The organism is Paenibacillus sp. J22P169 (assembly GCF_059691995.1).
Genome location: NZ_JCAUAO010000003.1, coordinates 57,151 through 77,684, shown reverse-complemented (window position 1 = coordinate 77,684; position 20,534 = coordinate 57,151). Strand labels below are relative to the sequence as shown.

The 20,534-nt window shown below is 41.1% G+C and carries 20 protein-coding genes and 1 pseudogene; 3 read left to right on the top strand and 18 right to left on the bottom strand.

Translation table 11 applies throughout. From position 1 onward, the window contains the following. Positions 1 to 16 precede the first annotated feature (16 nt). The 8 genes from AC58QG_RS18225 to modA all read right to left on the bottom strand — a co-directional run bounded on the left by AC58QG_RS18225 (position 17) and on the right by modA (position 7,484). Positions 17 to 1,621: a response regulator transcription factor gene (locus tag AC58QG_RS18225; RefSeq protein ID WP_497363547.1), complete on the bottom strand. Its 1,605-nt coding sequence runs from the start codon at positions 1,619 to 1,621 to the stop codon at positions 17 to 19. A gap of 289 nt (positions 1,622 to 1,910) precedes the next feature. Further along, positions 1,911 to 2,687, bottom strand: a complete 777-nt coding sequence (locus AC58QG_RS18220) for a Cof-type HAD-IIB family hydrolase (protein WP_497363546.1) — start codon at positions 2,685 to 2,687, stop codon at positions 1,911 to 1,913. Positions 2,688 to 2,720: 33 nt separating this feature from the next. Next, a complete protein-coding gene (locus AC58QG_RS18215; RefSeq protein ID WP_497363545.1) occupies positions 2,721 to 3,335 on the bottom strand; it encodes an HAD-IA family hydrolase in 615 nt (204 codons plus the stop codon). 88 nt (positions 3,336 to 3,423) lie between these two features. Continuing rightward, on the bottom strand, positions 3,424 to 4,350 hold the full coding sequence (locus AC58QG_RS18210; protein ID WP_497363544.1) for a LysR family transcriptional regulator: 927 nt from the start codon (positions 4,348 to 4,350) through the stop codon (positions 3,424 to 3,426). 18 nt (positions 4,351 to 4,368) lie between these two features. Beyond that, on the bottom strand, positions 4,369 to 5,355 hold the full coding sequence (locus AC58QG_RS18205; protein ID WP_497363543.1) for an SLAC1 anion channel family protein: 987 nt from the start codon (positions 5,353 to 5,355) through the stop codon (positions 4,369 to 4,371). 334 nt (positions 5,356 to 5,689) lie between these two features. After that, positions 5,690 to 5,851, bottom strand: coding sequence for a hypothetical protein (locus AC58QG_RS18200; protein WP_497363542.1), 162 nt, complete (start codon positions 5,849 to 5,851; stop codon positions 5,690 to 5,692). A gap of 158 nt (positions 5,852 to 6,009) precedes the next feature. Next, entirely contained in the window at positions 6,010 to 6,690 is a 681-nt protein-coding gene (modB, locus tag AC58QG_RS18195; RefSeq protein WP_497363541.1) for a molybdate ABC transporter permease subunit, read from the bottom strand. A 2-nt stretch (positions 6,691 to 6,692) separates the two neighbouring features. Next, positions 6,693 to 7,484 carry a molybdate ABC transporter substrate-binding protein gene (gene modA, locus AC58QG_RS18190; protein ID WP_497363540.1) on the bottom strand — a complete coding sequence of 264 codons (792 nt, stop codon included), beginning with the start codon at positions 7,482 to 7,484 and terminating at the stop codon, positions 6,693 to 6,695. A gap of 207 nt (positions 7,485 to 7,691) precedes the next feature. On the opposite strand from modA, the gene AC58QG_RS18185 reads away from it, so the two are divergent. Then, positions 7,692 to 8,645, top strand: coding sequence for a substrate-binding domain-containing protein (locus AC58QG_RS18185; RefSeq protein ID WP_497363539.1), 954 nt, complete (start codon positions 7,692 to 7,694; stop codon positions 8,643 to 8,645). Positions 8,646 to 8,788: 143 nt separating this feature from the next. Here AC58QG_RS18185 and AC58QG_RS18180 read toward each other — a convergent pair. The 4 genes and pseudogenes from AC58QG_RS18180 to AC58QG_RS18165 all read right to left on the bottom strand — a co-directional run. Further along, positions 8,789 to 9,460: pseudogene (locus AC58QG_RS18180) on the bottom strand (HAD family hydrolase); the annotation flags it as partial. A gap of 33 nt (positions 9,461 to 9,493) precedes the next feature. After that, entirely contained in the window at positions 9,494 to 11,185 is a 1,692-nt protein-coding gene (locus AC58QG_RS18175) for an ATP-binding protein (RefSeq protein WP_497363538.1), read from the bottom strand. Positions 11,186 to 11,439: 254 nt separating this feature from the next. After that, a complete protein-coding gene (locus AC58QG_RS18170; RefSeq protein WP_497363537.1) occupies positions 11,440 to 12,393 on the bottom strand; it encodes a hypothetical protein in 954 nt (317 codons plus the stop codon). A gap of 193 nt (positions 12,394 to 12,586) precedes the next feature. Further along, positions 12,587 to 13,471 carry a phosphotransferase gene (locus tag AC58QG_RS18165; RefSeq protein ID WP_497363536.1) on the bottom strand — a complete coding sequence of 295 codons (885 nt, stop codon included), beginning with the start codon at positions 13,469 to 13,471 and terminating at the stop codon, positions 12,587 to 12,589. Positions 13,472 to 13,694: 223 nt separating this feature from the next. Between AC58QG_RS18165 and AC58QG_RS18160 the strand changes: the two genes are divergently transcribed. Beyond that, complete coding sequence (locus AC58QG_RS18160; RefSeq protein WP_497363535.1) at positions 13,695 to 14,399, top strand: peptidoglycan recognition protein family protein; 705 nt, start codon at positions 13,695 to 13,697, stop codon at positions 14,397 to 14,399. A 68-nt stretch (positions 14,400 to 14,467) separates the two neighbouring features. Here AC58QG_RS18160 and AC58QG_RS18155 read toward each other — a convergent pair whose 3' ends face one another. From AC58QG_RS18155 to AC58QG_RS18140, 4 genes are all read right to left on the bottom strand, one after another. Continuing rightward, entirely contained in the window at positions 14,468 to 15,304 is an 837-nt protein-coding gene (locus tag AC58QG_RS18155; protein WP_497363534.1) for a DUF4362 domain-containing protein, read from the bottom strand. A 16-nt stretch (positions 15,305 to 15,320) separates the two neighbouring features. Further along, entirely contained in the window at positions 15,321 to 15,806 is a 486-nt protein-coding gene (locus AC58QG_RS18150) for a GNAT family N-acetyltransferase (RefSeq protein WP_497363533.1), read from the bottom strand. A gap of 103 nt (positions 15,807 to 15,909) precedes the next feature. Beyond that, positions 15,910 to 16,386 carry a NanQ anomerase/TabA/YiaL family protein gene (locus tag AC58QG_RS18145; RefSeq protein WP_497363532.1) on the bottom strand — a complete coding sequence of 159 codons (477 nt, stop codon included), beginning with the start codon at positions 16,384 to 16,386 and terminating at the stop codon, positions 15,910 to 15,912. An 11-nt stretch (positions 16,387 to 16,397) separates the two neighbouring features. After that, complete coding sequence (locus AC58QG_RS18140; protein WP_497363531.1) at positions 16,398 to 17,345, bottom strand: N-acetylneuraminate lyase; 948 nt, start codon at positions 17,343 to 17,345, stop codon at positions 16,398 to 16,400. Positions 17,346 to 17,575: 230 nt separating this feature from the next. Here AC58QG_RS18140 and AC58QG_RS18135 point away from each other — a divergent pair, with 230 nt between their 5' ends. Then, positions 17,576 to 18,373: a helix-turn-helix domain-containing protein gene (locus tag AC58QG_RS18135; protein ID WP_497363530.1), complete on the top strand. Its 798-nt coding sequence runs from the start codon at positions 17,576 to 17,578 to the stop codon at positions 18,371 to 18,373. Positions 18,374 to 18,407: 34 nt separating this feature from the next. On the opposite strand, the gene AC58QG_RS18130 is transcribed toward AC58QG_RS18135, so the two are convergent. After that, entirely contained in the window at positions 18,408 to 19,781 is a 1,374-nt protein-coding gene (locus AC58QG_RS18130) for a sensor histidine kinase (protein ID WP_497363529.1), read from the bottom strand. Continuing rightward, positions 19,754 to 20,458 carry a response regulator transcription factor gene (locus AC58QG_RS18125; protein ID WP_497363528.1) on the bottom strand — a complete coding sequence of 235 codons (705 nt, stop codon included), beginning with the start codon at positions 20,456 to 20,458 and terminating at the stop codon, positions 19,754 to 19,756. Before AC58QG_RS18125 ends, AC58QG_RS18130 begins: the two co-directional genes overlap by 28 nt. Positions 20,459 to 20,534 lie beyond the last annotated feature (76 nt).

Genomic DNA, 20,534 nt, shown 5'->3' with positions numbered 1-20,534 from the left:
CCTCATCAGCTTTAGGTTACCCTTTGTATTTTTCCCTATATTCCAATGGCGTAAGTCCTGTCACATTTCTGAAAAGTTCACTAAAATAACGGGGTTTCTCATAACCAACCAACGTTGAAATTTCATATACTTTATAGTTAATATCCTTTAATAATCGTTTGGCTTCTTCCATTCGTGCTTCCGTGAGGAGATATTTAAATGTATTTCCCAGATCCTTACTGAAAAGTCTGGACAGATGTACAGGATGAACATTGACATACCTGGCTAATTCCTCAAGGCTAATTTGTTCCGCATAATTTTTCTTGATATAGTCCAGCGCTTCATCCACAATCCTTCTGTTTTTCATCGTGTTCTCTTCATTTAGCAGCTCAAAAGCCTCTATCGTAAACGCTTCCAGCTTCTTGAAAATCATTGCAATCGTTTCACAATAACCCATTTCCTTGATGATATAATTCGTTCTCTCTAAAAACACATCTGATTTTCTACCCATTTCTCCCAATGCATTGAATATGGCTAAAATCAATTTAACCGCAAAGCCTGAAATCATATCGATCTCTGTTAATTGGGAATCTATCCATTCCTTCTTGAGTGCTGCCAGATATTCCATCAATTTCACATGCGCTTTGCCATTCACGAGCAGCATAATTTCTTTCATCAACTTCTCTTCTTCCGTGAAAGTAAATATACGCTTGCTGTTAGGCTCTAGCCCCGTATAATTGAGCATTCCGTTGCCGGCATAAGCTTTATTCAGGAATGATTCTTTTATACCTATATACGATTGACCAAGCTCTTGTACATTAGTTGCCATATTGCCAATCACACAAGAAATATCTAGGCATTCTTCTTCATTTTTCTTATACATACTTAGCTCTTCTTTTAAATTGCTATATACCTCCGTGACAGTTTGCACAAAATGTGGTTCAGAAAGCGTCCCTAACATACAGAACATTTCATTGAATGCAACAACCATCCCTTTATTTGGAATTTCGATATGCTCAACTAAATATCCTCGAATAAATTCATGGATACTACGTACTCTGTCTGCCCCGGAATAGAAGGTCATATGTTTATATTCATCCATCCGAATCAAAGCAAGGCGATATTCTTTATTCTCCGTCATAACGCCTATTTTTTGAATCATCGTGATCGTTCTCTCATCCATATCGGAATGACTTTCAATCATTTCTTTAAAAAATATTTCCCGCTGCCGCCAGAAATCTTCGCTGTCCATTCTGATTTGATTTTCTTTATGCAGTACGTCTCTAAGTTTCGTAAAATGAGTAACAATTTCCTCTTCCCCATCAGACTTTAAAATGTAGCCGTAAATCCCACACTCTAAGCCTTTCCTTGCATAGTCAAATTCGTTAAAGGCACTGAATAGGGTTACCTTTGTTTGCGGAAATCTGCTTTTTACTTCCATAGCCAATTCAAGGCCATTCAGTACCGGCATACGAATATCGGTTAGAATCGCATCCACTTCCGTTTTCTCTAGAAACTCCAGTGCCTTGTATCCATTCTCGCATACCCCTGCTATTTCAAACCCGATGGCGTTCCAATCAATAATCGATGGCAAAACGGTCCTGAAAATAGCTTCATCTTCAACAATAAGCAGCTTGTACAAGCCCATCCACCTCCTGAGTATATTGTAGCAGGGATGGGGGGTCGACGAATGTCGCCCCCACTAATCCACCGCACTTCATCACTTTGACTTACTGATTATAGAGCGAATATAAGTAAGCGATTTCAAAATGGCGTGATGACAGTATTGTAGCTCGCAGATCAGCCGTTCATATTTCATATTTTTGTAAAACCTATCATTTCTTTATAAAACAAGCTGACAAATAAAAACGGGATCCGCAGTCACAGATCCCGTTTCACTCCTGGAGCTCAATGATGTAGTTCACTCAGAATCAAATAACGCCCAATTTAGTTAAGGCATAGTATATGCCATCTTCACTTGCTTTTTTGGTAACATAATCTGCCTTTTGTTTAAGATGTTCCTCCCCGTTGCCCATGGCAATACCGAGGTCAACGAACTCTAACATATCTAAATCATTACCACCGTCACCGAAAGCAATAGACTTGCTAACGGCAATGTTGTAATACGCCAGTACTTTTTTGATTGCTTCCGATTTAGAGACCACATGTTCTTCAAGAATATTTATTACATAACTATGGAAACGTACAAAACGTAACTGCGGGAAGTTATCCATAAATTTTTGAGCTTCACGCTCATCAGCGTACAAACACATACAGTAAATCTCTTCCGGGAGTTCATCTAATTTCTTGGGATAATGGCAAAGACCTAGGGTCTCTACTAGTGCATCCCTAACACGTTTTTCTTCTATTCCAATTCCGTTCATTGAAATCGAATCTGTGAAATAAGAAAGGCAGTGTCCATGTAATTCTGCAAAACCTGATAACTCATGAACAGTTGTTGCAGAAAGCGCTGACTTATAAATAACTTGATTATGTTCTTTAATAAGTGCTCCATTGGCCGATATTAAAGTATCAATACCGAGTGCAATTAGTTCTTCGCACAAGTGATGTGGTCTCCCCGTTGCAACAACGACTTTAATATCTTTTTCGCGAAGCCTTGTTATAGCCAATTTTGCGCTTTCTGGTATTTTTCTATCTACTTCACTTAATAGGGTCCCGTCAACATCAAAAAAAACGATCTCGTACACTGCCCGAATCCCCCTATATATACGTTAGTAACCCTAAACGATCGAATATAACTGTTGAAGATCATTTATCGTAAAATCAGAATGACTATTTTTCTCATCACTATCTGTAAAAAAACAAGCATTGATTCCCGCGTTTTTGGCTGCTAGTATATCCAAATCTCGATCACCAATCATGATCGCTTCGCTATGGACGATACCATGCTTCTCGATAAGATAGGTAATAGCTTCAGGACTTGGTTTTCTTTCAAAACCTTGTTGTGATGTTATAAAATCAGAAAAATAATCATATAAACCGTACATTTTCAATAATTGGATTGCTGATTCTCCTCTATGCGTATATAAATAATTTTTTCTATTCGATGTATGAATGTATTTACAAATTTCCTCAATTCCTTCAAATGGTCGGGATACATTTATTTCCGTTTCATTTCTTTGTTTTTGATATTTTCCTTTGAACATATGATCGATTTGATATTTTTTTTCGTAATGCTGAAAAGCATGAGACATAGATACTTTCATATGCTTCACGATTTCATCTAATGATTCTGTAAGCCCTTCCTCTTCAAGCACTCCTTTAAAAATGCTCCCCATCACTGGATAGGTATCGAAAAGAGTACCATCAAAATCCCAAATCACGTGTTTATACATGTTGTTTCCCCCTGTTCATTCCCTTATTTTAACATGGAAGCACCACGCAATTCTGCCTGATTAGCAAATAGTAAAAAGCCTCAAGGTATTACACCCCCGAGGCCTGATCACAATATGCTAAAGGTTCTTCTTTCTTAATAGACTTTACGTAAGAGATAATCAGATCGATAAAACCACTTGCTGCCTGTCCGACATGTTTATCTTTATGATAAACGATGCCTACTTCTCGGCAGAGCTTGGGATTTACGATTGGAATGATGATTAAATCTTCATATGGCTGCATCTCGATTAATGTTTTAGCAAGAATAGTGGCCCCTATCCCGGACCTTACTAAATTAAATAAAGAGTCAATGGTTGTTGTTTCAATAAAAGGTTTTAATTCTAGACCTGCATGTTGACAGGTGGAATCAATCAGTTGTCGGCATCGGTGTGTTTCAGGAAACATCACAATGGGCGTTGTTACTAATTCCTCAAAACTAATTTGAGAGTAGCCGGCCAAAGGATGATTAGCGGTCGTCACGAAAAAGAAGGCTTCTCTATAAAGTGGCTTAAACGCCAATTTATCATGTTCTATAGGTAAAATCGAAATGGCAAAGTCCAGTTCATTTTGCATGACCCGTTCAACAACATCTTCATTAGCAATCAACTTTATGCGTATATTCGGATACTTGCGATGAAAGTCGATTAAAAGTGATGAGGCGAGCTCATTTAATTCTCCCGGCAAGGCACCAATTGATAAAGTGCCGCGTTCTATGTTCTGCAGCTCTTGAATTTTCTCGCGTGCACTTGCCAAGGAGCTTATCGCTTTATGGGATTGTTGATACAAGATCATACCTGCTTCTGTAATCATCGTCTTCTTACCAATTCGATCAAACAATCGAACTCCAAGCTCATTCTCAATTGCCTTGATTTGATGACTTAACGTAGGCTGTGAAATACCAAGCTTTTCAGCAGCCCGAGTAAAATGAAGTTCTTCGCAGGTCGTCATAAAATATTCTAGTTGTCTTAATTCCATTCTCATTCACCTCGGGTTTCACCCTTGTAATAGCTTTCCGTTGAACAAATGAATGAGCGTTCGAACAAATAAAACGATGATGACAATCGTTAACATCACAAGGATCAACGCTGCAATTACTTTTAATGGCCAAGTATTCACATGTATCGCATATTTTAACGCGGCATTACTAAGTGCTGCCATAGGAAAGCTAACAGCCCACCAGGATGCTCCAAAATAAATGGTTTTCTTAAATACTTTAAAAGCAAGAACGATAAAGAGGAAAAGACCGAAATAAAACAATATGGCTGCAAAGTTATCCATCCGTTGCAAGGAATTGGTATAGCCCAAGAATCCTACTGCAAATGGTGCGATTAAGATCATCATCGAAGGCATCAAGCCAACGCCTAGCGACTCGTGATGGATTAAACGATTAATAATCAGCGTAAAAAATAGGAGTGCGTTAAACCCACCAATTGCAAGACTCAATAAATTAACTTCATGCGCCCAAGCAAAGGGCATTGTTCCGCCGGTTACGGCAATATCAAGAACACCGACGCAGGGAATTAACCAGGCAGGAACCGCATGGGTTGGATCCAATTTACCTTTAAGTAAGCGGGAAATGATTATATAACTTAACGCTAATGTGAGAATCATACCAAATATCCAGACAAATTCACTAAGTGCCTTCTGATATGGACTCAATACCGATGATAACAGCAGGATCGAAATGCATATGGTGCCGAAAAAATTCCCGACAATCGGATGCGTAAACTCTGCTGCTACCTTCTGAGGATAACGAACCCATTTCACCAAGAAACCTATGGATAGTAGTAGAAATACGAGAATGGCTATGGCTCCTGTGAGGTCAGCTAGTACAGCCGACGTGTGAAAGAGCTCGTGGGAGAGTCTCCAGGATGAGGAAAAGCCTGAAATCCCCATAACCGCGGCGAATAAATTCACCGGTAAATATTGAATGGATCCAATTTTGTCTATATGTTGTTGCTTGGTTGCTGTTAACTCCAAGGTGCTCACCACTTTCGAATCAAATAGTTTTCGTAAACACGCTTCGATAACATGCCAGTAATGATTGTTATTATTTGTTACTGACAAGAGGACAATACATACGGTTTTGTCCAATAAACGATTATCTCTCGTGTTGTAGTGTGATTATAATAAATCAACATCCACCCATCAATGTTCATTTTTCTATCATAATCATGCGCAATTTCTATGGATCACGTTGGGAGTTCTCGTATCAATAAAAAGAAAAAAATCCCCAATTTATGGGGATCTGTACTTAATTCAAGTAATGAAATTTACTACGCTCCATAGGCATATGGCAATTTCGGAAAATTCGTTAAGATTTCTTTATGATGTAGAATCCATATTGTTCGATTTCATCGAGCGCCTTACGTCCAAATGACTCTACTAGCTCATCTGCTCGAATTTTGGTTCCCCCTAATTTTAGCCCGTCCCAACGTACAATTCTACCGTCCTTAACCAAAAAGTAATCATCCATACGATAACCTCCCAAATTAAAATTTTGGAAATCTCTGTGCGTTAGTATACGCAGAGTATGAATCTGCCTATTCGTATTTTAGCATACTCGCCAAGTGATGGATATGCAGGGGAATTCTGTATATCCTTCAGACTTTATAAAAGTGAAATTTGAGTACCCTAATTATTCATATTTTTAGTTCTGTGGTTAACAATAAACATCAACCCGAATGAGATGAATACTATGGCTGCTGTCCAGCACCATGCAAGAGTTTGATTACCAGATTCAACAGCAATATAGATGGCGGTAGGCAAAGTTTGGGTTTTATGTGGAATGTTGCCCGCGATCATAAGTGTAGCACCGAATTCTCCCAGTCCTCTGGCAAAACCAAGAATGTAAGCTGCCATGACAGAACGCCATGCCAAAGGCAAGGTTATATAGCGTAGAACTTGCCACTCATTTGCACCGATTGATCTACCCGAGTCCTCCAAATCTTTGCTGACTAGTGAGAACCCCGTTTTCATCGTTTGATAAACTAATGGAAAAGCCACCACGATCGAAGCTATCACGGCAGCCCCCCATGTAAATATGATAGACCGATCGAAAAAGCTTTCCATTAGGTAACCAATCCAACTCTTTTTGCCCAATAGGACTAATAAGACAAAGCCAACAACTGTCGGAGGAAGCACCAAAGGCAGGAGAAAGGCTGTTTCTAGCAATGTCTTTCCTCTAAACTTACGCCGCGACATTCCCCAAGCTGCTATTCCTCCTAGGAGTAGAACAAAGATGCTGGATACGACGGATACCTTTAACGAAAGTAGTATAGGAGAAACAAATTCTGTCCAATTAATTAGTTCCATCCTCATTTGGGAATAGAAAATCCGTATTTGATAAATACATCTTGTGCCTCTTTACTTTGAAGATAAGCGTAAAAGTCAGCCGTTTCTTTGCTGTGTTTTGTTGCTTTTACAATACCGGCAGGGTATTCAATGGGTGTGTACAATTTTGGATCAACGCTGAATGCTACCTTAACACTTTTTGAAGTCATCGCATCCGTCTTATAAACAAAACCAGCTTCCGCATTCCCAGACTCTACATACGTAAGTACTTGGCGTACATCTTTACCCTGTACGATTTTGGCTTGAAGTGTGTCCCAAAGTTTCGCGTTAGTCAATGCCTCTTTGGCGTAGCTGCCAGCAGGAACGGTCTGCGGTTCCCCAACTGCTAAATGTCTGATATTTTCATTTGATAAATCTTCAGCTTTTTGAATCGCTACTTTGCCTTCTGCTGGAACTACAACGACTAATTCATTGATTAATAAGTTTTTTTGCTTATCTGTATCGATCAATTGCTTGTCAATTAGGGTCTTCATATTTTTGGTTGCTGCCGAGAAGAATAAGTCCGCAGGTGCCCCTTGCTCGATTTGCTGTTGCAGCGCCCCGGAAGCCCCGAAGTTAAAGTTAAGTTTAATTTGTTTGTTTTTGTTCTCATAGTTGGTTTGGATATCTTTAAATGCATCGGTTAAGCTTGCGGCTGCAGAAATAGTTAGCTCTACTTTCTCGGGTTGTTCCTTTTGACTGGAGCAACCTGTGATGATCATGGTTGCGATGACAAAACAAGATAAAACATAACTAAACTTACTTATATTTAACATTAAGTCCCCTCCAATATTAAATTTATATCTATTTGATTATAAATAGAATAGTATATTCATTGATAATTATATAAAACCAGATTTAATTAGTAAACAACAGGATTGAAATACCCCATTTATCAGCTTATGATAGATGATGGTGGTTCCGTACGGATGCAGGAGTAAATCTACGCTACTTTTTAGAAGACAAGCTTATGGGGGTTTACAATGACAGCTGACATTTCCTATACAACGGAAGATATATCTAAACTTTTGAAAATATCCAAACTGACCGTTTATGATCTAATTAAAAAAGGCGATCTTCCCGCTTATCGTGTTGGCAAGCAGATGCGTGTGGATGCATCGGATCTTGAAGCCTATAAAACACGAGCAAAAGGTGGTATGGTTTCTACGATTAAAAGTGAGTATGTCGAACCTGTTACTCATCATTCTTTCCAAGCAGTTTCATCTTCCAAGCACTCTATTGTTATAACTGGACAAGATGTTAGCTTGGACATCTTAGCCAAACATATCGAAAGAAATGTAACCCATTACAGACCTCTTCGTTCGTATGTGGGTAGTATGGATAGTCTAATCTCCATGTACAAGGGCGAATCCGATATTGTCAGCACGCATCTGCTGGATGGAGACACAGGTGAATATAACCTTCCTTATATCCGAAAATTATTGATTGGTTCTTCGTACATTGTTGTGAATCTCTTGTCACGATCGGCCGGTCTATACGTTCAACCGGGAAATCCTAAACAACTTCATGGCTGGGCTGATCTCAAAAAGCCTGGGCTTCGATTAGTTAATCGTGAAAAAGGCTCCGGTGCACGTGTTCTGTTAGATGAACAACTCCGACTTCATGGAATTCCACAACAGATGTTCCATGGTTACGAGCAGGAAGAATCGAATCACTTAGGCGTGGCTGGCAAAGTTGCCACAGGTGAAGCTGATTTCGGCGTGGGAATAGAGAAAGCGGCCTCTATGGTTAGCGGCGTTGAATTCGTTCCTCTTATTCAAGAGCGATATGATCTTGTCATGTTAAAAAAACCAGAAAATCTTGCATGGATTGAACGAGTAAAGCAAATCTTGCAATCGGAATCCTTCCATAAAGAGCTGCGTCCTATCCAAGGATATGATTTATCGCAGACAGGACGCATATTATTCGAGACTTAACGTGTAGAGCGGGTTTGCTTGAATTTCATAATGAACACATTGGTTTCTAGTAAGCAAAAACCCTCAATGAACCAAGAGTACCTACTCTTGATTCATTAAGGGTTTTTGAATTTCCCGTTCTACAATAGTTCAATAAACTATTTTCATTTAGATAATATTGTTTTTAGCTCAATTAAGTCATCTATTACGAAATCAGCTTGAGCAAGTTCATCTTCTTGGGCAAAATCAAAATTACATCCAATCGCAATTAAACCATTATCTTTAGCCGCGTTTATATCAGATAGACGGTCTCCTACTACTGCTGCTTTTTTTATATCATATTTTTCGATAATTGTTTTAACTAAATCACCTTTATTCAGCGTTTGAATTTGTTGAATACTAAACGTTTCAGTGACCCAATTATCCAAATGATAATACCTCACAATTGCTTTTAAATACTCCGTTAAACCATTACTCGCTATATAAATTGAATAGTTATTCTCTTTTAAATAGCTGAAAACTTCCTTTACATTCGGATATAAAGCACCTCTCCCATTTCCTATGTTTTCAACTAATCTTTCCAGAAAATAAGCATCAGTTTGTTCTCTCACTTCATTAGAATGATTTGGTAACAAAGTTTCCCATACTTTCGGTAAAGGTACACCCATAATTTCACGATATTTATCAATAGGGGTTACTGTATCCCATTTATGGAGTGATCGTAAATAGTTAAAAGTATCATCAAGTGATAATTCTAAAATTTTATTTGTTTGAAACAGCGTTCCATCCATATCAAAAATTAATGATTGTAACATTGCTTGCCCTCCTTTTTCAGACACCACAACGGGTTACTTCTGTTATATCTAATTTCAATCCCTTAATGCAGGTAAGGTTATGGTGAACGTAGTACCACGGCCAACCTCGCTATCCACTTGGATAGCCCCATCATGACTTTCAATGATTTGAAAGCAAACCATCAGACCGATACCTGTTCCTTTTTCTTTCGTTGTATAAAAGGGTTCACCAATCTTGTTCATGATCTCGTTTGGAATACCGCTTCCTTGATCAATAACCAGAACTTGAATAGTATCTCTAACTTCCTTGATTTCAAGACATATACTCCCACCATTTTTCATCGCGTCAATTGCGTTTTTTATTAAATTAATAAAGACTTGCTTAATCTTTGTGTCTTCACAGCTTATGTAGAGTTCCTCGCTAGTTGATTGTACAAGTATTTCAATATTCTCCATATTTGCTTGGGGAGTAAGTAATAATTTCACTTCATTGATGATTTGAATAAGATTATGAATTCTACGGTTATCGGAGTGCGGCTTGGCTAAGGTTAATAGTTCACTTGCTATTTGCTCAATTCGAGAAAGCTCTTCTTCTATAATTCTATAGTACATGTCTTTTTTTTCATCTGTTTTCTTTAACATGGTAAAGAAGCCTTTAATTGCAGTAAGCGGATTTCGTAATTCATGGGCAATACCTGCGGCAAGCTCACCTGCAACATTCAACTTCTCCGAACGGATGATTAGGTTTTCGTTTTCTTTCTCATGAGTAATATCTACAAAGGAATGGAGAATTGCTGTCTCCCCTTCAAATATCATATCAATTGATTGAACTAGGTAATATATTTTCTTGCCATTATTACCATGGCATTGATGTTGTTGGACATTCCCGATATCTGAAACAATTGCGTCCCTATCATACTTTTCAAAAAAACGACGCAGCTCTTCTTCTATATTCCGATCGGCAATTGAGAGTTGTTTCTGCGCTACACTGTTCAGGAAAAGAATATTGGCATTCCTCCTAATGATGACAGGAATGGGCATTTGATCAATAATGGTTCGAACCTTGTGCTCACTTTGTATAATCAATTTATTCTCAATGGTTAATTGATCGTTGCGATCTCTTAGTTCCTTATTTTGCTTTTCTAACCTTCGTAATCTCTCCAGCTCTTCGCTAGATGGAAATTTAAAATGTTCTCTATTATAGAAAGGTGATAAACAATATTCAGTATCTGTCATAAAGTAATTATGCGTCTTCATTAACTCGTTCTGGATATAGGCAGGAGTGGTCAAGCCATTATAAACACAGACTGAAATCAAGCCCGTTTGAGCAATGAATTTATCACTGTTACATTCGAACGTTCGAAGATTTTCTAAAAGAAAATCATGCTCCATTAACGGGACTTGTCCCCAAGTACGTATTTTATATCTTTCTTCAAAAAACGGTTGAAGCAGCTCTATTAACATCCCGGCTCTATCTGCATCAAATTGATCTCCCACAAAATAAGTTTGCGTACTATCCGCAAAGATTAGGTTCTGGAAGTGATTGTCCGTAAACCCTTTTGATTTCAATTCAACCTTAATTCTATCAATCAATTCTACAGTATCAACAAATAAGATAACCTCATTCTTTGCTAACCCTTCAATGATAAAGCTGACTGCATTACCCATATATCTATCGATTTCATTAAAAACATAGAGAATATGAGCACTAGTTCCTTGTATTACATGATACTTTGTTAATTTAGTTATCGTATGTAATTCATGCATGTATAATCTCCTCACTACCGTTTGACTGTATGTATCTGCTAAATTCCTTTAGTAAGCTTTTCCAAAGTTATTCTATAGCCTCTACATAAATCCTTTAATCCCCTTTTAGAAGCCAAGTGTTGTTCAACTCTTCTGCTCTTTATAACTAAATCTAATGGAGATGAATAAGGTCAATAATGGAAATTGCGAGAACGGAGAAAAGAGCCTAGCGTATTGATATTCTAGGCTCTTTAGCAGCATTAAATGCAGTATTCTCACTGTCGTCTTGAATACCAGTCCAGCACACGCAAGGCGCGCAGCGTATTCCAGCGGCTAGGCTCACCTTCCACAACTTCCATGTCGAAGTGAACTCGATCGTGGTGAGCGTTCTCGAGCGGCCATTTCCCGTTATGGTCTTGTTTTTTCGCCACCATACCGACGGCCTCAGTGACCCGTTCATCGGGTTTGACACCGGCACTGCGTAAGTAATCAAGACCCCGCAGCACGTCGTAATGCCACGTAGTTGGGAACGAAAAACGCGTCCAATTGGGATCGATCACCTCACCCGATGACAGGGACCTCAACATGCGACGCTTCATAAGGTACTCTTGTCCCCGGACGCGGGCTTCCGTCACCTCAGCCGTTTCACCCTTAGCCTTCTCGTACTCTAATAGTCCTTCTAGGATGCAGATGGTGCTGTGGAAAGAGGATCGTCGACTTTGAGGGGCATCGCAATTCCAGCCTCCGTCCTCAAGCTGCTCCCCCAGAAGTCGGTCGACTAGCCGATCGCTTGCTTCTCCGAAGTAGGCACCAACGCCAAGAATCCAACCATTGACACAAGGCTCGGTCTCGCCGTCGAAGTAGGGCTGTCCGCCCATCTGCATCGGCCAGGTGATGTGGTCACGCACGAGGCTGATCGATCTGCGGGCTTCCACACCCGATGGATCCAAGCCTAAGTCCTTCAGAAGTAGCAAGGTGTAGCTCGTGCATAGCCAGTTCCGCGCGTCGGCTTCACCGCCCCAATTGCCCTCGGAAGATTGCAGGCCGAGGACCCGGGCACCCCAACCTTCCGAGGCAATCCGCGACCGCTCTACGGCAATACAGTCATCTGGCTCTTTGGTTAAGTCACGCATCACCTGCCAACGGATCGCAGGGTCTCCGTCAAGCAGCCACTCTAATACTGATTTCTTTGGTTTCGGAATTTGCCATTCGGAACTTGTTGTTGTCATCTAAGGGTTCCTCCTTACTTTGGTCAATTCATTCTGTGTATTTTTCTTGGCTGTTTTCGACCATCGCTACATATTTATATTTTTGTATTCGCTATGCTATTAAACTATCCTGCCCTGTCGTGTAATGAAAAAAGAGACCCACTGGGCTGCGGGCCTCTTTTGTAACAATTAATAATGGTGAAATTTTTTTTTTTTATGAAGTCAAGGAATCATTCATGTAAAGTGACTTCCAGTATTCCCACGCTTTTAAGTAATCTTCCAAATCATGTGGATGGAGTTGTATACAGATCCCAATACGGCAATATAGTTGAAAGAATACTTCTTGAATAAGCCTTGATCTCTCCACAGGTTCATGATCGAGTAAAGAGAATGTAGCAATTAAAGTTTCTAGGTCCAAATCGTCTGGTGAGGAGCAAAAGGCATAGGTAAAATCATATAGCATTGGACCAATCATTGGTGAAGGGTCGATAACACCATTTAGTGAGTGTTCATAAAACACAAAATTATGGACTCCAGTATCTCCATGTAGCAAATATCTGGATTCATGCTCTGCACATTTCGATATGTTTTCAACAATTAATCTCATTCTATCATAGTCCTCAACTGTCAATAAACTCCCCCAATTATCTCTAGTATCCTGTAAACTCCGGTAATTCCATTCACTCCAAGTTTGAATTGGTCTTTGTATCCTTCCCCACATCTCAGTCTGAAGGGGTTTTTCGTATTGATTGAATAACTCCTTAGCTAAAATTGTCAACCAATTCATCTTTAAACCACGATTTTTATGAGTCGTACCAGCCATATAGGAATACACAATAAACGCCTTTTCAGGTTCCGTATAAAGAACTTTTGGCAGTAGACTAATGTGCCGATATGTATGAAGGAACTCTTCAGCTAAGGTAATTTGGTGCGGGTGGTCTATCTTTAAAACGTATTTAGCTTCGTTGTTCTCTGAAAGAATATAAACATGCCCATCCGTAGTTCCAGTCTTATTGTTTATCGCAATACTATTTTTACCAATTAATCCTTTGTCACAAAGACTTTCGATGACATTGTTAATATCTATGTTTTCTAACATTATTACCTTCTCCTTTAACCTCGATTATAAATCCATATTTTGTAAAATCAATACTATTCAATAATATGGTTGTTCTGGAGGGGATTCAAGATAAAGTTACGTTAAAATCAACTATCCTACCATCAGAACAAAATTTAGATTGTTGACCCATAGGTATGTCCAAACATTCTAGTTAATCTATGAATATACTATTTCATCAAAATAGAAAGAAGTGGTTTATTACATGTACAACATTACGATAAATTTAGTCCCAAACTTACCTCGGATTCCATTTCGAAACGGTGTAAGCGCATACGAAGGGGTAGTCGCGCACGCCACAGCTAATTATCAGACAGTTGGTGCTCCAAGCGAGCGGGCTTGGATGGCTCAACATTATCAGGACGCTTTTGTTCACTTCTTCGTTGACTGGAACATGATCATGCAGACAGCAAGCATTGATTATAAGTCATACGGAGCAGGTCCACTAGCAAACCCTCGGTTCCTTCATGTAGAACTGTGCCAAGTTAAAAATGACGGAACACAGAAAGCGCTCGTTAGGTTTAATGAGTCGTACAATCGCTATGTATGGCTTCTCGCATACTTGCTGTTTAAACGTGAACTCGGTGTTTCTTCCACTACTTTATGGTCTCATAAGCGAGTAACTTATGAACTAGGGGGGAGTGATCATGAAGATCCTGATAATTACCTAGCGGAGTGGGGCAAATCATGGAACAACGTCATTAATGACGTTACGTATCTGTACAACGCCTTCGCTAGGCCGCCGATTGATATCCGGAAACTCCAAGCGGAAGAGATCAAGAACCAGGTCGAGTACATGTTCACGCTAATTCCGCATGGAGATGGCGAAAGTGAGTGGGCCCTTAACTATTTTGCGCAAATGTACGAGATCATGCTTGATAAAAAATTAGCAAGGGAGATTAAACAGTGATGAATAGGTTCAAATAAATCCCGGCAGGCAGTCATCTGCGGGGATTTTGCTGATTTTAGACCTTATGTTCACTTGTATTGCCCCTTTACCCCTGGTAGCTGCTTATATATGTCTTTTGCTTGCACAATTTCGATAATTCGATTTGCCAGTTTAGTCATCATTTTGCCATCTTCGCTATTATCACATTCTGTCCAATTATAATGACGCTTTCCATTGTTGATATGAACAGTTAAATCATAACTTACATAAGGCTTTCTATTGCATTGGTTGGATAATTGTTTCTCACCTAAGTAATTGGCAAGTACCATGTCTTTATATATGCTTTGGCGATCTTCATTAATTAATTGAAAATCACTTACTTCGATTACTTCACCATTTTGTAGGTCTTTAACTATCTTATGATTGATTGTATTTATTTCATTTTTTTGGTTTACGCCATACCTTAAATCAAATTCAAAAGTATCTTGCTTCTCCACATCAAATGATATTTGGAGAACTTCAATTTCTTTTCTATCTCCATCACACCCCGATAGCGTGTATTTAAGGAATATAGCTGTTTCGTTTCTTTCTAACTTTGCACAAGTGTATGTTTTTACGATTGGCGAACCGAATTTGTCTTTTGTTGTATCATATCTCATTTCATACTTATTTTCGTTATATGTTAAGTCATTGAAGATCGGATCACCCTCAGTGGTGTAATGAACTACTCGTTGGGTACTGTTTGTTTTATTAATAAAAGCATCCAATTTTTCATGATTTTTCACGATTATTCCGTGGATATTTATAACATCTTCCTTTTCATTAATTTTGTAGCTGATTTTCGTTTCTCCATCTCTTTGCTGTTTAGAACAACTCACTATCATCGAGAGTACCGCTAGAACGATCATACAATTGATTAGTTTCATTTTCAGGAGAACTCCTTTATTGAAATGACATATAAACACCTTTTCCCTGTGCTAACTTAAATCCGAATTGCTTGTACAAATTATGGGCTGGAACATTATCATCATCTGTTTCGAGCTGTAATCGTGTGACTTTTTTAGAAATAGCTAGGTCAATAGCATACTGCATCAGTTTCCTGCCTACACCCTTCTTTCTATGCTTCGAAGATGAGTATAAAGCCTCAATACGTAAGACTGGGTAACCTTTGCTTATTGAGAAGCTCCACGAAAGAACTATGAACCCCACGTAATCTTGACCCTGCTTTGCTAAATAACAAAACGCTAAACTGTCACTAATAAACCTATTTAAGATTTGTTCGCATTGTTCGAGTTGCTCTGGTGATGAAACAACTTCGTCTACTCCATTGGAGGAAGAATTTATGTAGCCAGCTATCAAACCTGTAACATGAGGAACATGAGATTCAACTAGAGGTATGATTTCTATTTCCATTAAAACACCTTCCATTACAATATTATCCTAAAGCTATTTTATTCATGGAACTATGTCAGTATCCTGCCCGTGTAACGAAAAAAGCCTAAAACCAAAGGGTTTTAGGCAAAATAATGCTTCAATTCGGGGTAAACAAATCGCGATGAATCTTCACAACCAGCTTCACTAAGTGAACAGCACCCTCAGGATGACAATTCGGACGGTGAACTTCACCAGGCCAAAATATACTAAAATCGCCCGGTCGAAGCAGGAAACGCGACTCCTTGTCGACTTGCTCATACAACGCATAATCGCTCTCTGCCAAGCGATCTTCCACACTGTTGTTACTCTTGGAGGCTGCGGCGAAGCCCTGCCACTCCTCCCCTTCCACCACGAGATGAATGTCAGCATACTGCGCATGCATCTCAGCAAGCCGTTCCTCGAATGGAATCGTCACTGGACATTGCTTCATCACATACATTCGCTTTCCGTCGATTTCAAGCAAAGACGGCATATCAGCTAGATTCAAATGGGAGATATGGGTAAGCGCTCGACGCACAACACCGCTGTACTGACTTCTGTTGTTCTCCCAATTGCTAATCGTATCGAAAATCAAAGCAGCCCCTCCTAACGCTCTGCGTTCGCCACGAGTCGGTGACGACGCAATACGTCACTCTGCGCATAGTAGGAATCGATCTGTTCGCGCTCTTCCGGCGTAAATTGTTTCAACGGCTGCCGGACGGTCGGTGTCGTGAAGACGCCCTGGAGATATAACATATATTTCTCATAGGCAATCACATCGAACTGAATCATATGTGCGATTAAGTCATTCGCTTCCGCTTGCATCAACTTCAAGGAAGCCATAGCCGGGCGCTCCTCCGACGAGATAATTTCATACATCCCTGCAAACAAACCAGGCATCATATTGAACGTACTGCCGATTGCCCCATCCGCACCCGCGTATGCACCGCCGGTATATACTTCATCATGTCCGTTATAGATGAGGAAGTCTGATCCGCATCGCGCTCGAATTTGCTGCATTTCAAACAGATTAAGCGATGTGAATTTAACGCCAATGCATTGCGGGTTACGACTCATCTCCTCGTAGAAGTCCATCGATAAGTTAACTCCCGTCGCACCAGGGAAATGATAGACAATCATCGGCAATGACACAGACGCTATAATGGCTTCATAATGCTCGCGTATTTCTTTCATCGAAACTTTATAATAAAACGGAACGACCGCGGACACGGCATCGACGCCTTGGAGTTCAGCATGTTTAGCCAGCTTGATCGATTCTCTTGTACTGATGTTGCCCACATGTGCAATAATCGTGATGCGTCCTGCCGCTGCTTTAACAACCGCTTCCAACACCTGCTGGCGCTCTTCGCTAGTCAAAATAAATCCTTCACCTGTACTTCCACCTACGTAAAATCCGTGGATACCTTGTCCGATTTGATGTTCAACCAGACGGTCCAGAGACTCAAAATCAATGTCGCCGTTCTCGAACATCGGAGTCAGAAGTGCTGTAAAAATGCCGCGAAACGCATCGCGATTTGGGATTGTCTTGTTCATGGTGTTCGTTCACTCCTTTGCGCTGCCTGCGCACAATTTAATTAAGTAATGCCTGTATTGTAGCTCGAAGGATAGCCGCTCATATTTCATATTTTTATAAATTCTTTCATTTCTTTACGAAATCGGAACAGCTATAATAAAGCTACAAATGGCTGGAGGTGAACGGGAACACCATGTACCCACAATACCTTTTCGAATATCCCAATATCTACACCGATTTTCCTTTTCATATGAAAAAGAAGTGGTACACCTCGGTCCCCTCCCATCGGCACGATTTTATTGAATTTTCGCTGGTACTTGCGGGCAAAGGCAAAGAACGGATTAACGGCATCGAACATGATATGCGTCCCGGTACGATTGTTTTGTTGCTTCCTTATCAGATTCATGAGTATCGAGCTGACGTTGACGAGAAGCTGTTGATGTACATTTGCAATTTTGACATGAAACTAATTACCGCTGGACCCGAATCTACTTGGGGTTTGCATGACTTATTTCTCGGCCTCGGCAGCACTCAACCCGCTTATATTCAATTACAGGGCGAAGCTTATGAGGAAAGCCTGCAACTGTGGGATCGGATATATAAGGAACACAATTCATCGTTACCCTGGAAGCCAATCATGCTCAAAGCTCTGTTGCTGGAAGCCTTGTCGTTGTTTGTCCGCAGCAGAGATAGCCACGAAACAACACTGTCCGAGAAGCAGACTTCTGTTTCTTCGAAAAGTATTTGGTCCGTAGTACAGTACGTGTACGACCATTACTTGGAGCCTTTATCCTTAACGTCATTAGCCGAAAAATTCCACATTCACCCCACCCAGCTGAGTACACACTTCGGGGAATCCTTCGGTATCCATTTTGTCGATTTTGTGCACGAGCTTCGCATTCGTCATGCCTGCAGCCTGTTGATTTCCTCTGAATTACCCATCTCGCACGTAGCTTATGAGTCTGGATTTTCCTCATATCCCACGTTCTCACGTACGTTTCTGCGTATTAAAGGGCTGACACCGAGCCAATACCGCAAGCAGAAATAGCCGATCAACGAGATCGGCTACCGTCACTATGATGCTACCCCTTTCGCTGCCACGCCGGAAACCGAAGCATCATCTTCGTTCCCTGCCCCCGCACGCTGGCTGGTGTAATCTCGCCGCCGTGTTTGCTCACGATCCACTTCGCGATCGCGAGACCCAAGCCCGTGCCTCCGGTGCTACGCGTCCTTGACTTGTCACCGTGATAGAAACGGTCGAAGATATGCGGCAGGTCCTCCGCCGAAATCCCAGGTCCCGTATCTTCTACCACCAGTTCAACATCGTGGCCCCTCTTGCGAGCAACAACACGAATCGTTCCATCCGCGGGGGTGAACTTCATGCTGTTGTCGAGCAGAATCACCAGCAGCTGATGGATGCGTTCGATATCCCCCATCAGCTCAATCCCGCTCTCTACATCCGATTCCAGCTTCTGCTGCTTCAACTCAGCTAACGATTCGAACTTCTGCACAACTTCGCGGATAACCTCTGTCAGCGGCAAAGGCTTCAGCATGATTTCCTCTTGATTGGAATCCGCTCTGGCTAACGTCAGAAGCTGTTCCGTCAATCTTCCCATTCGCTTCGATTCCTCCAAGACCACCGACAAGGGCTCACTCATGTTCAATATGGATTGATCCGGGTGCCGGAACGCGAGCTCGACATTCGCTCGAATAATCGATAACGGCATCCGCAATTCATGTGACGCGTCGGCTACAAATTGCTGCTGTTTATCCCAGGATTGCTTAATCGGACGCAGCGCTTGATTGGCTAGATACATACCTGCCAATACCGTTATAGCCCCGCCTACCACGATACCAATCAAAATAAGCTGGAACAATTGCTTCAACATATTTTGCTCGGAGTCGATAAGGCTTATGGCTTGAATGGATACAATCTTGGTCGACGCCTCGGTGAAGAGCGAAGTTGGTGTAATACTATCTAGTCCTTTGGCCTGGGAAATATCGTTCAACACCTTAAGATTCATCATTTTCGGCTGCTCATAATGAACCGCATAAATCCGATAAGAATGATTATCCATGTTAACCGTTTGAGGAGTTTCTATGGATCTATAGGGCTTGAAGGCAGCGACCTCTTTGTGCATCCCAGCCCCAGTTAAGATCGGATATGCGTTCCCCTGATCATCCCACAGTACCAAAAACACACGCGGATCGATCCCTTGAACCTGGATTAGCGTCTTCTTGGTCATTCCTTCTGTAGGCTCTATTGGCGATAACATTTGAGATTTGGCATAGAAAAACTGTGCATCCTGCTGGACTCTCTGCTGTAACGATTCATCGACATTGGCATACAACTGATGGCGCAATTCGGTATAGACGATGATACCTAGACAGACAATGATGACAAAGAAAACAACCGCGTTCAACGCCGTCAGACGAGTTCGGGTCTTTTTGAACATGCGGCATTCTCCTTTAAAATATACCCAACATTCCGTATCGTATGGATCATATGCTCGTAATCGAAAGGCTTCAGTTTTTTGCGCAAGTAGTAAACGTAGACATCCACTACATTCGACCCTACATCCGAATCAAGTCCCCAGACCCGCAAACAGATTTGTTCCCGAGTCAGAATTTGACCCCGATTCCGCAGCAAATACTCGAGCAGCTCGAATTCCTTCAGCGTAAGCTCCAAGGGTTGCCCAGCAATTGCAGCTTCCTTCGTTCTTCCTTGCAGCACAAGCTGATCATAGGCAAGCCGATCTTCGGTTTCGAGCCCCCCTCGTCTGCGCAACAGTGCACGGACTCTTGCGAGTAATTCCGGTACTCCGAATGGCTTCGTCATATAATCGTCCGCACCTGAATCCAGTCCCTTTACCATATCTTCCACGCTATCTCTTGCCGTGAGGAACAAGATGGGCGTCAGAACCTGCTTAGCCCGCAAGCTATGCACAATCTTGACACCATCCATCCTAGGCAGCATCCGATCAAGCACGACCAAATCGTAGATGCCTTGCTCCGCCAAATAGCAGCCCTCTTCACCGCAGTCTGTCGCATCTACTTGGTAGCCTTCTTCCTCCAGCAAGGTTCGAATCGTTTGCAGTAAAGGCAACTCGTCTTCTACAACGAGTATTTTCATCGATTTTCCTCCCCATTGTTGCACCGCAACCACTCTATTGGCTTCAGTATAAAGGGATGAGATGAACGCTAGCTTA

What these genes read in the sequence shown, in the direction of transcription:
- AC58QG_RS18215 (WP_497363545.1), bottom strand. Translation starts at nt 3,335, where the DNA reads ATGTATAAACACGTGATTTGGGATTTTGATGGTACTCTTTTCGATACC.
- AC58QG_RS18210 (WP_497363544.1), bottom strand. Translation starts at nt 4,350, where the DNA reads ATGGAATTAAGACAACTAGAATATTTTATGACGACCTGCGAAGAACTT.
- AC58QG_RS18200 (WP_497363542.1), bottom strand. Translation starts at nt 5,851, where the DNA reads ATGGATGATTACTTTTTGGTTAAGGACGGTAGAATTGTACGTTGGGAC.
- modB (WP_497363541.1), bottom strand. Translation starts at nt 6,690, where the DNA reads ATGGAACTAATTAATTGGACAGAATTTGTTTCTCCTATACTACTTTCG.
- modA (WP_497363540.1), bottom strand. Translation starts at nt 7,484, where the DNA reads ATGTTAAATATAAGTAAGTTTAGTTATGTTTTATCTTGTTTTGTCATC.
- AC58QG_RS18185 (WP_497363539.1), top strand. Translation starts at nt 7,692, where the DNA reads ATGACAGCTGACATTTCCTATACAACGGAAGATATATCTAAACTTTTG.
- AC58QG_RS18175 (WP_497363538.1), bottom strand. Translation starts at nt 11,185, where the DNA reads ATGCATGAATTACATACGATAACTAAATTAACAAAGTATCATGTAATA.
- AC58QG_RS18170 (WP_497363537.1), bottom strand. Translation starts at nt 12,393, where the DNA reads ATGACAACAACAAGTTCCGAATGGCAAATTCCGAAACCAAAGAAATCA.
- AC58QG_RS18165 (WP_497363536.1), bottom strand. Translation starts at nt 13,471, where the DNA reads ATGTTAGAAAACATAGATATTAACAATGTCATCGAAAGTCTTTGTGAC.
- AC58QG_RS18160 (WP_497363535.1), top strand. Translation starts at nt 13,695, where the DNA reads ATGTACAACATTACGATAAATTTAGTCCCAAACTTACCTCGGATTCCA.
- AC58QG_RS18155 (WP_497363534.1), bottom strand. Translation starts at nt 15,304, where the DNA reads ATGAAACTAATCAATTGTATGATCGTTCTAGCGGTACTCTCGATGATA.
- AC58QG_RS18150 (WP_497363533.1), bottom strand. Translation starts at nt 15,806, where the DNA reads ATGGAAGGTGTTTTAATGGAAATAGAAATCATACCTCTAGTTGAATCT.
- AC58QG_RS18140 (WP_497363531.1), bottom strand. Translation starts at nt 17,345, where the DNA reads ATGAACAAGACAATCCCAAATCGCGATGCGTTTCGCGGCATTTTTACA.
- AC58QG_RS18135 (WP_497363530.1), top strand. Translation starts at nt 17,576, where the DNA reads ATGAAAAAGAAGTGGTACACCTCGGTCCCCTCCCATCGGCACGATTTT.
- AC58QG_RS18130 (WP_497363529.1), bottom strand. Translation starts at nt 19,781, where the DNA reads ATGTTCAAAAAGACCCGAACTCGTCTGACGGCGTTGAACGCGGTTGTT.
- AC58QG_RS18125 (WP_497363528.1), bottom strand. Translation starts at nt 20,458, where the DNA reads ATGAAAATACTCGTTGTAGAAGACGAGTTGCCTTTACTGCAAACGATT.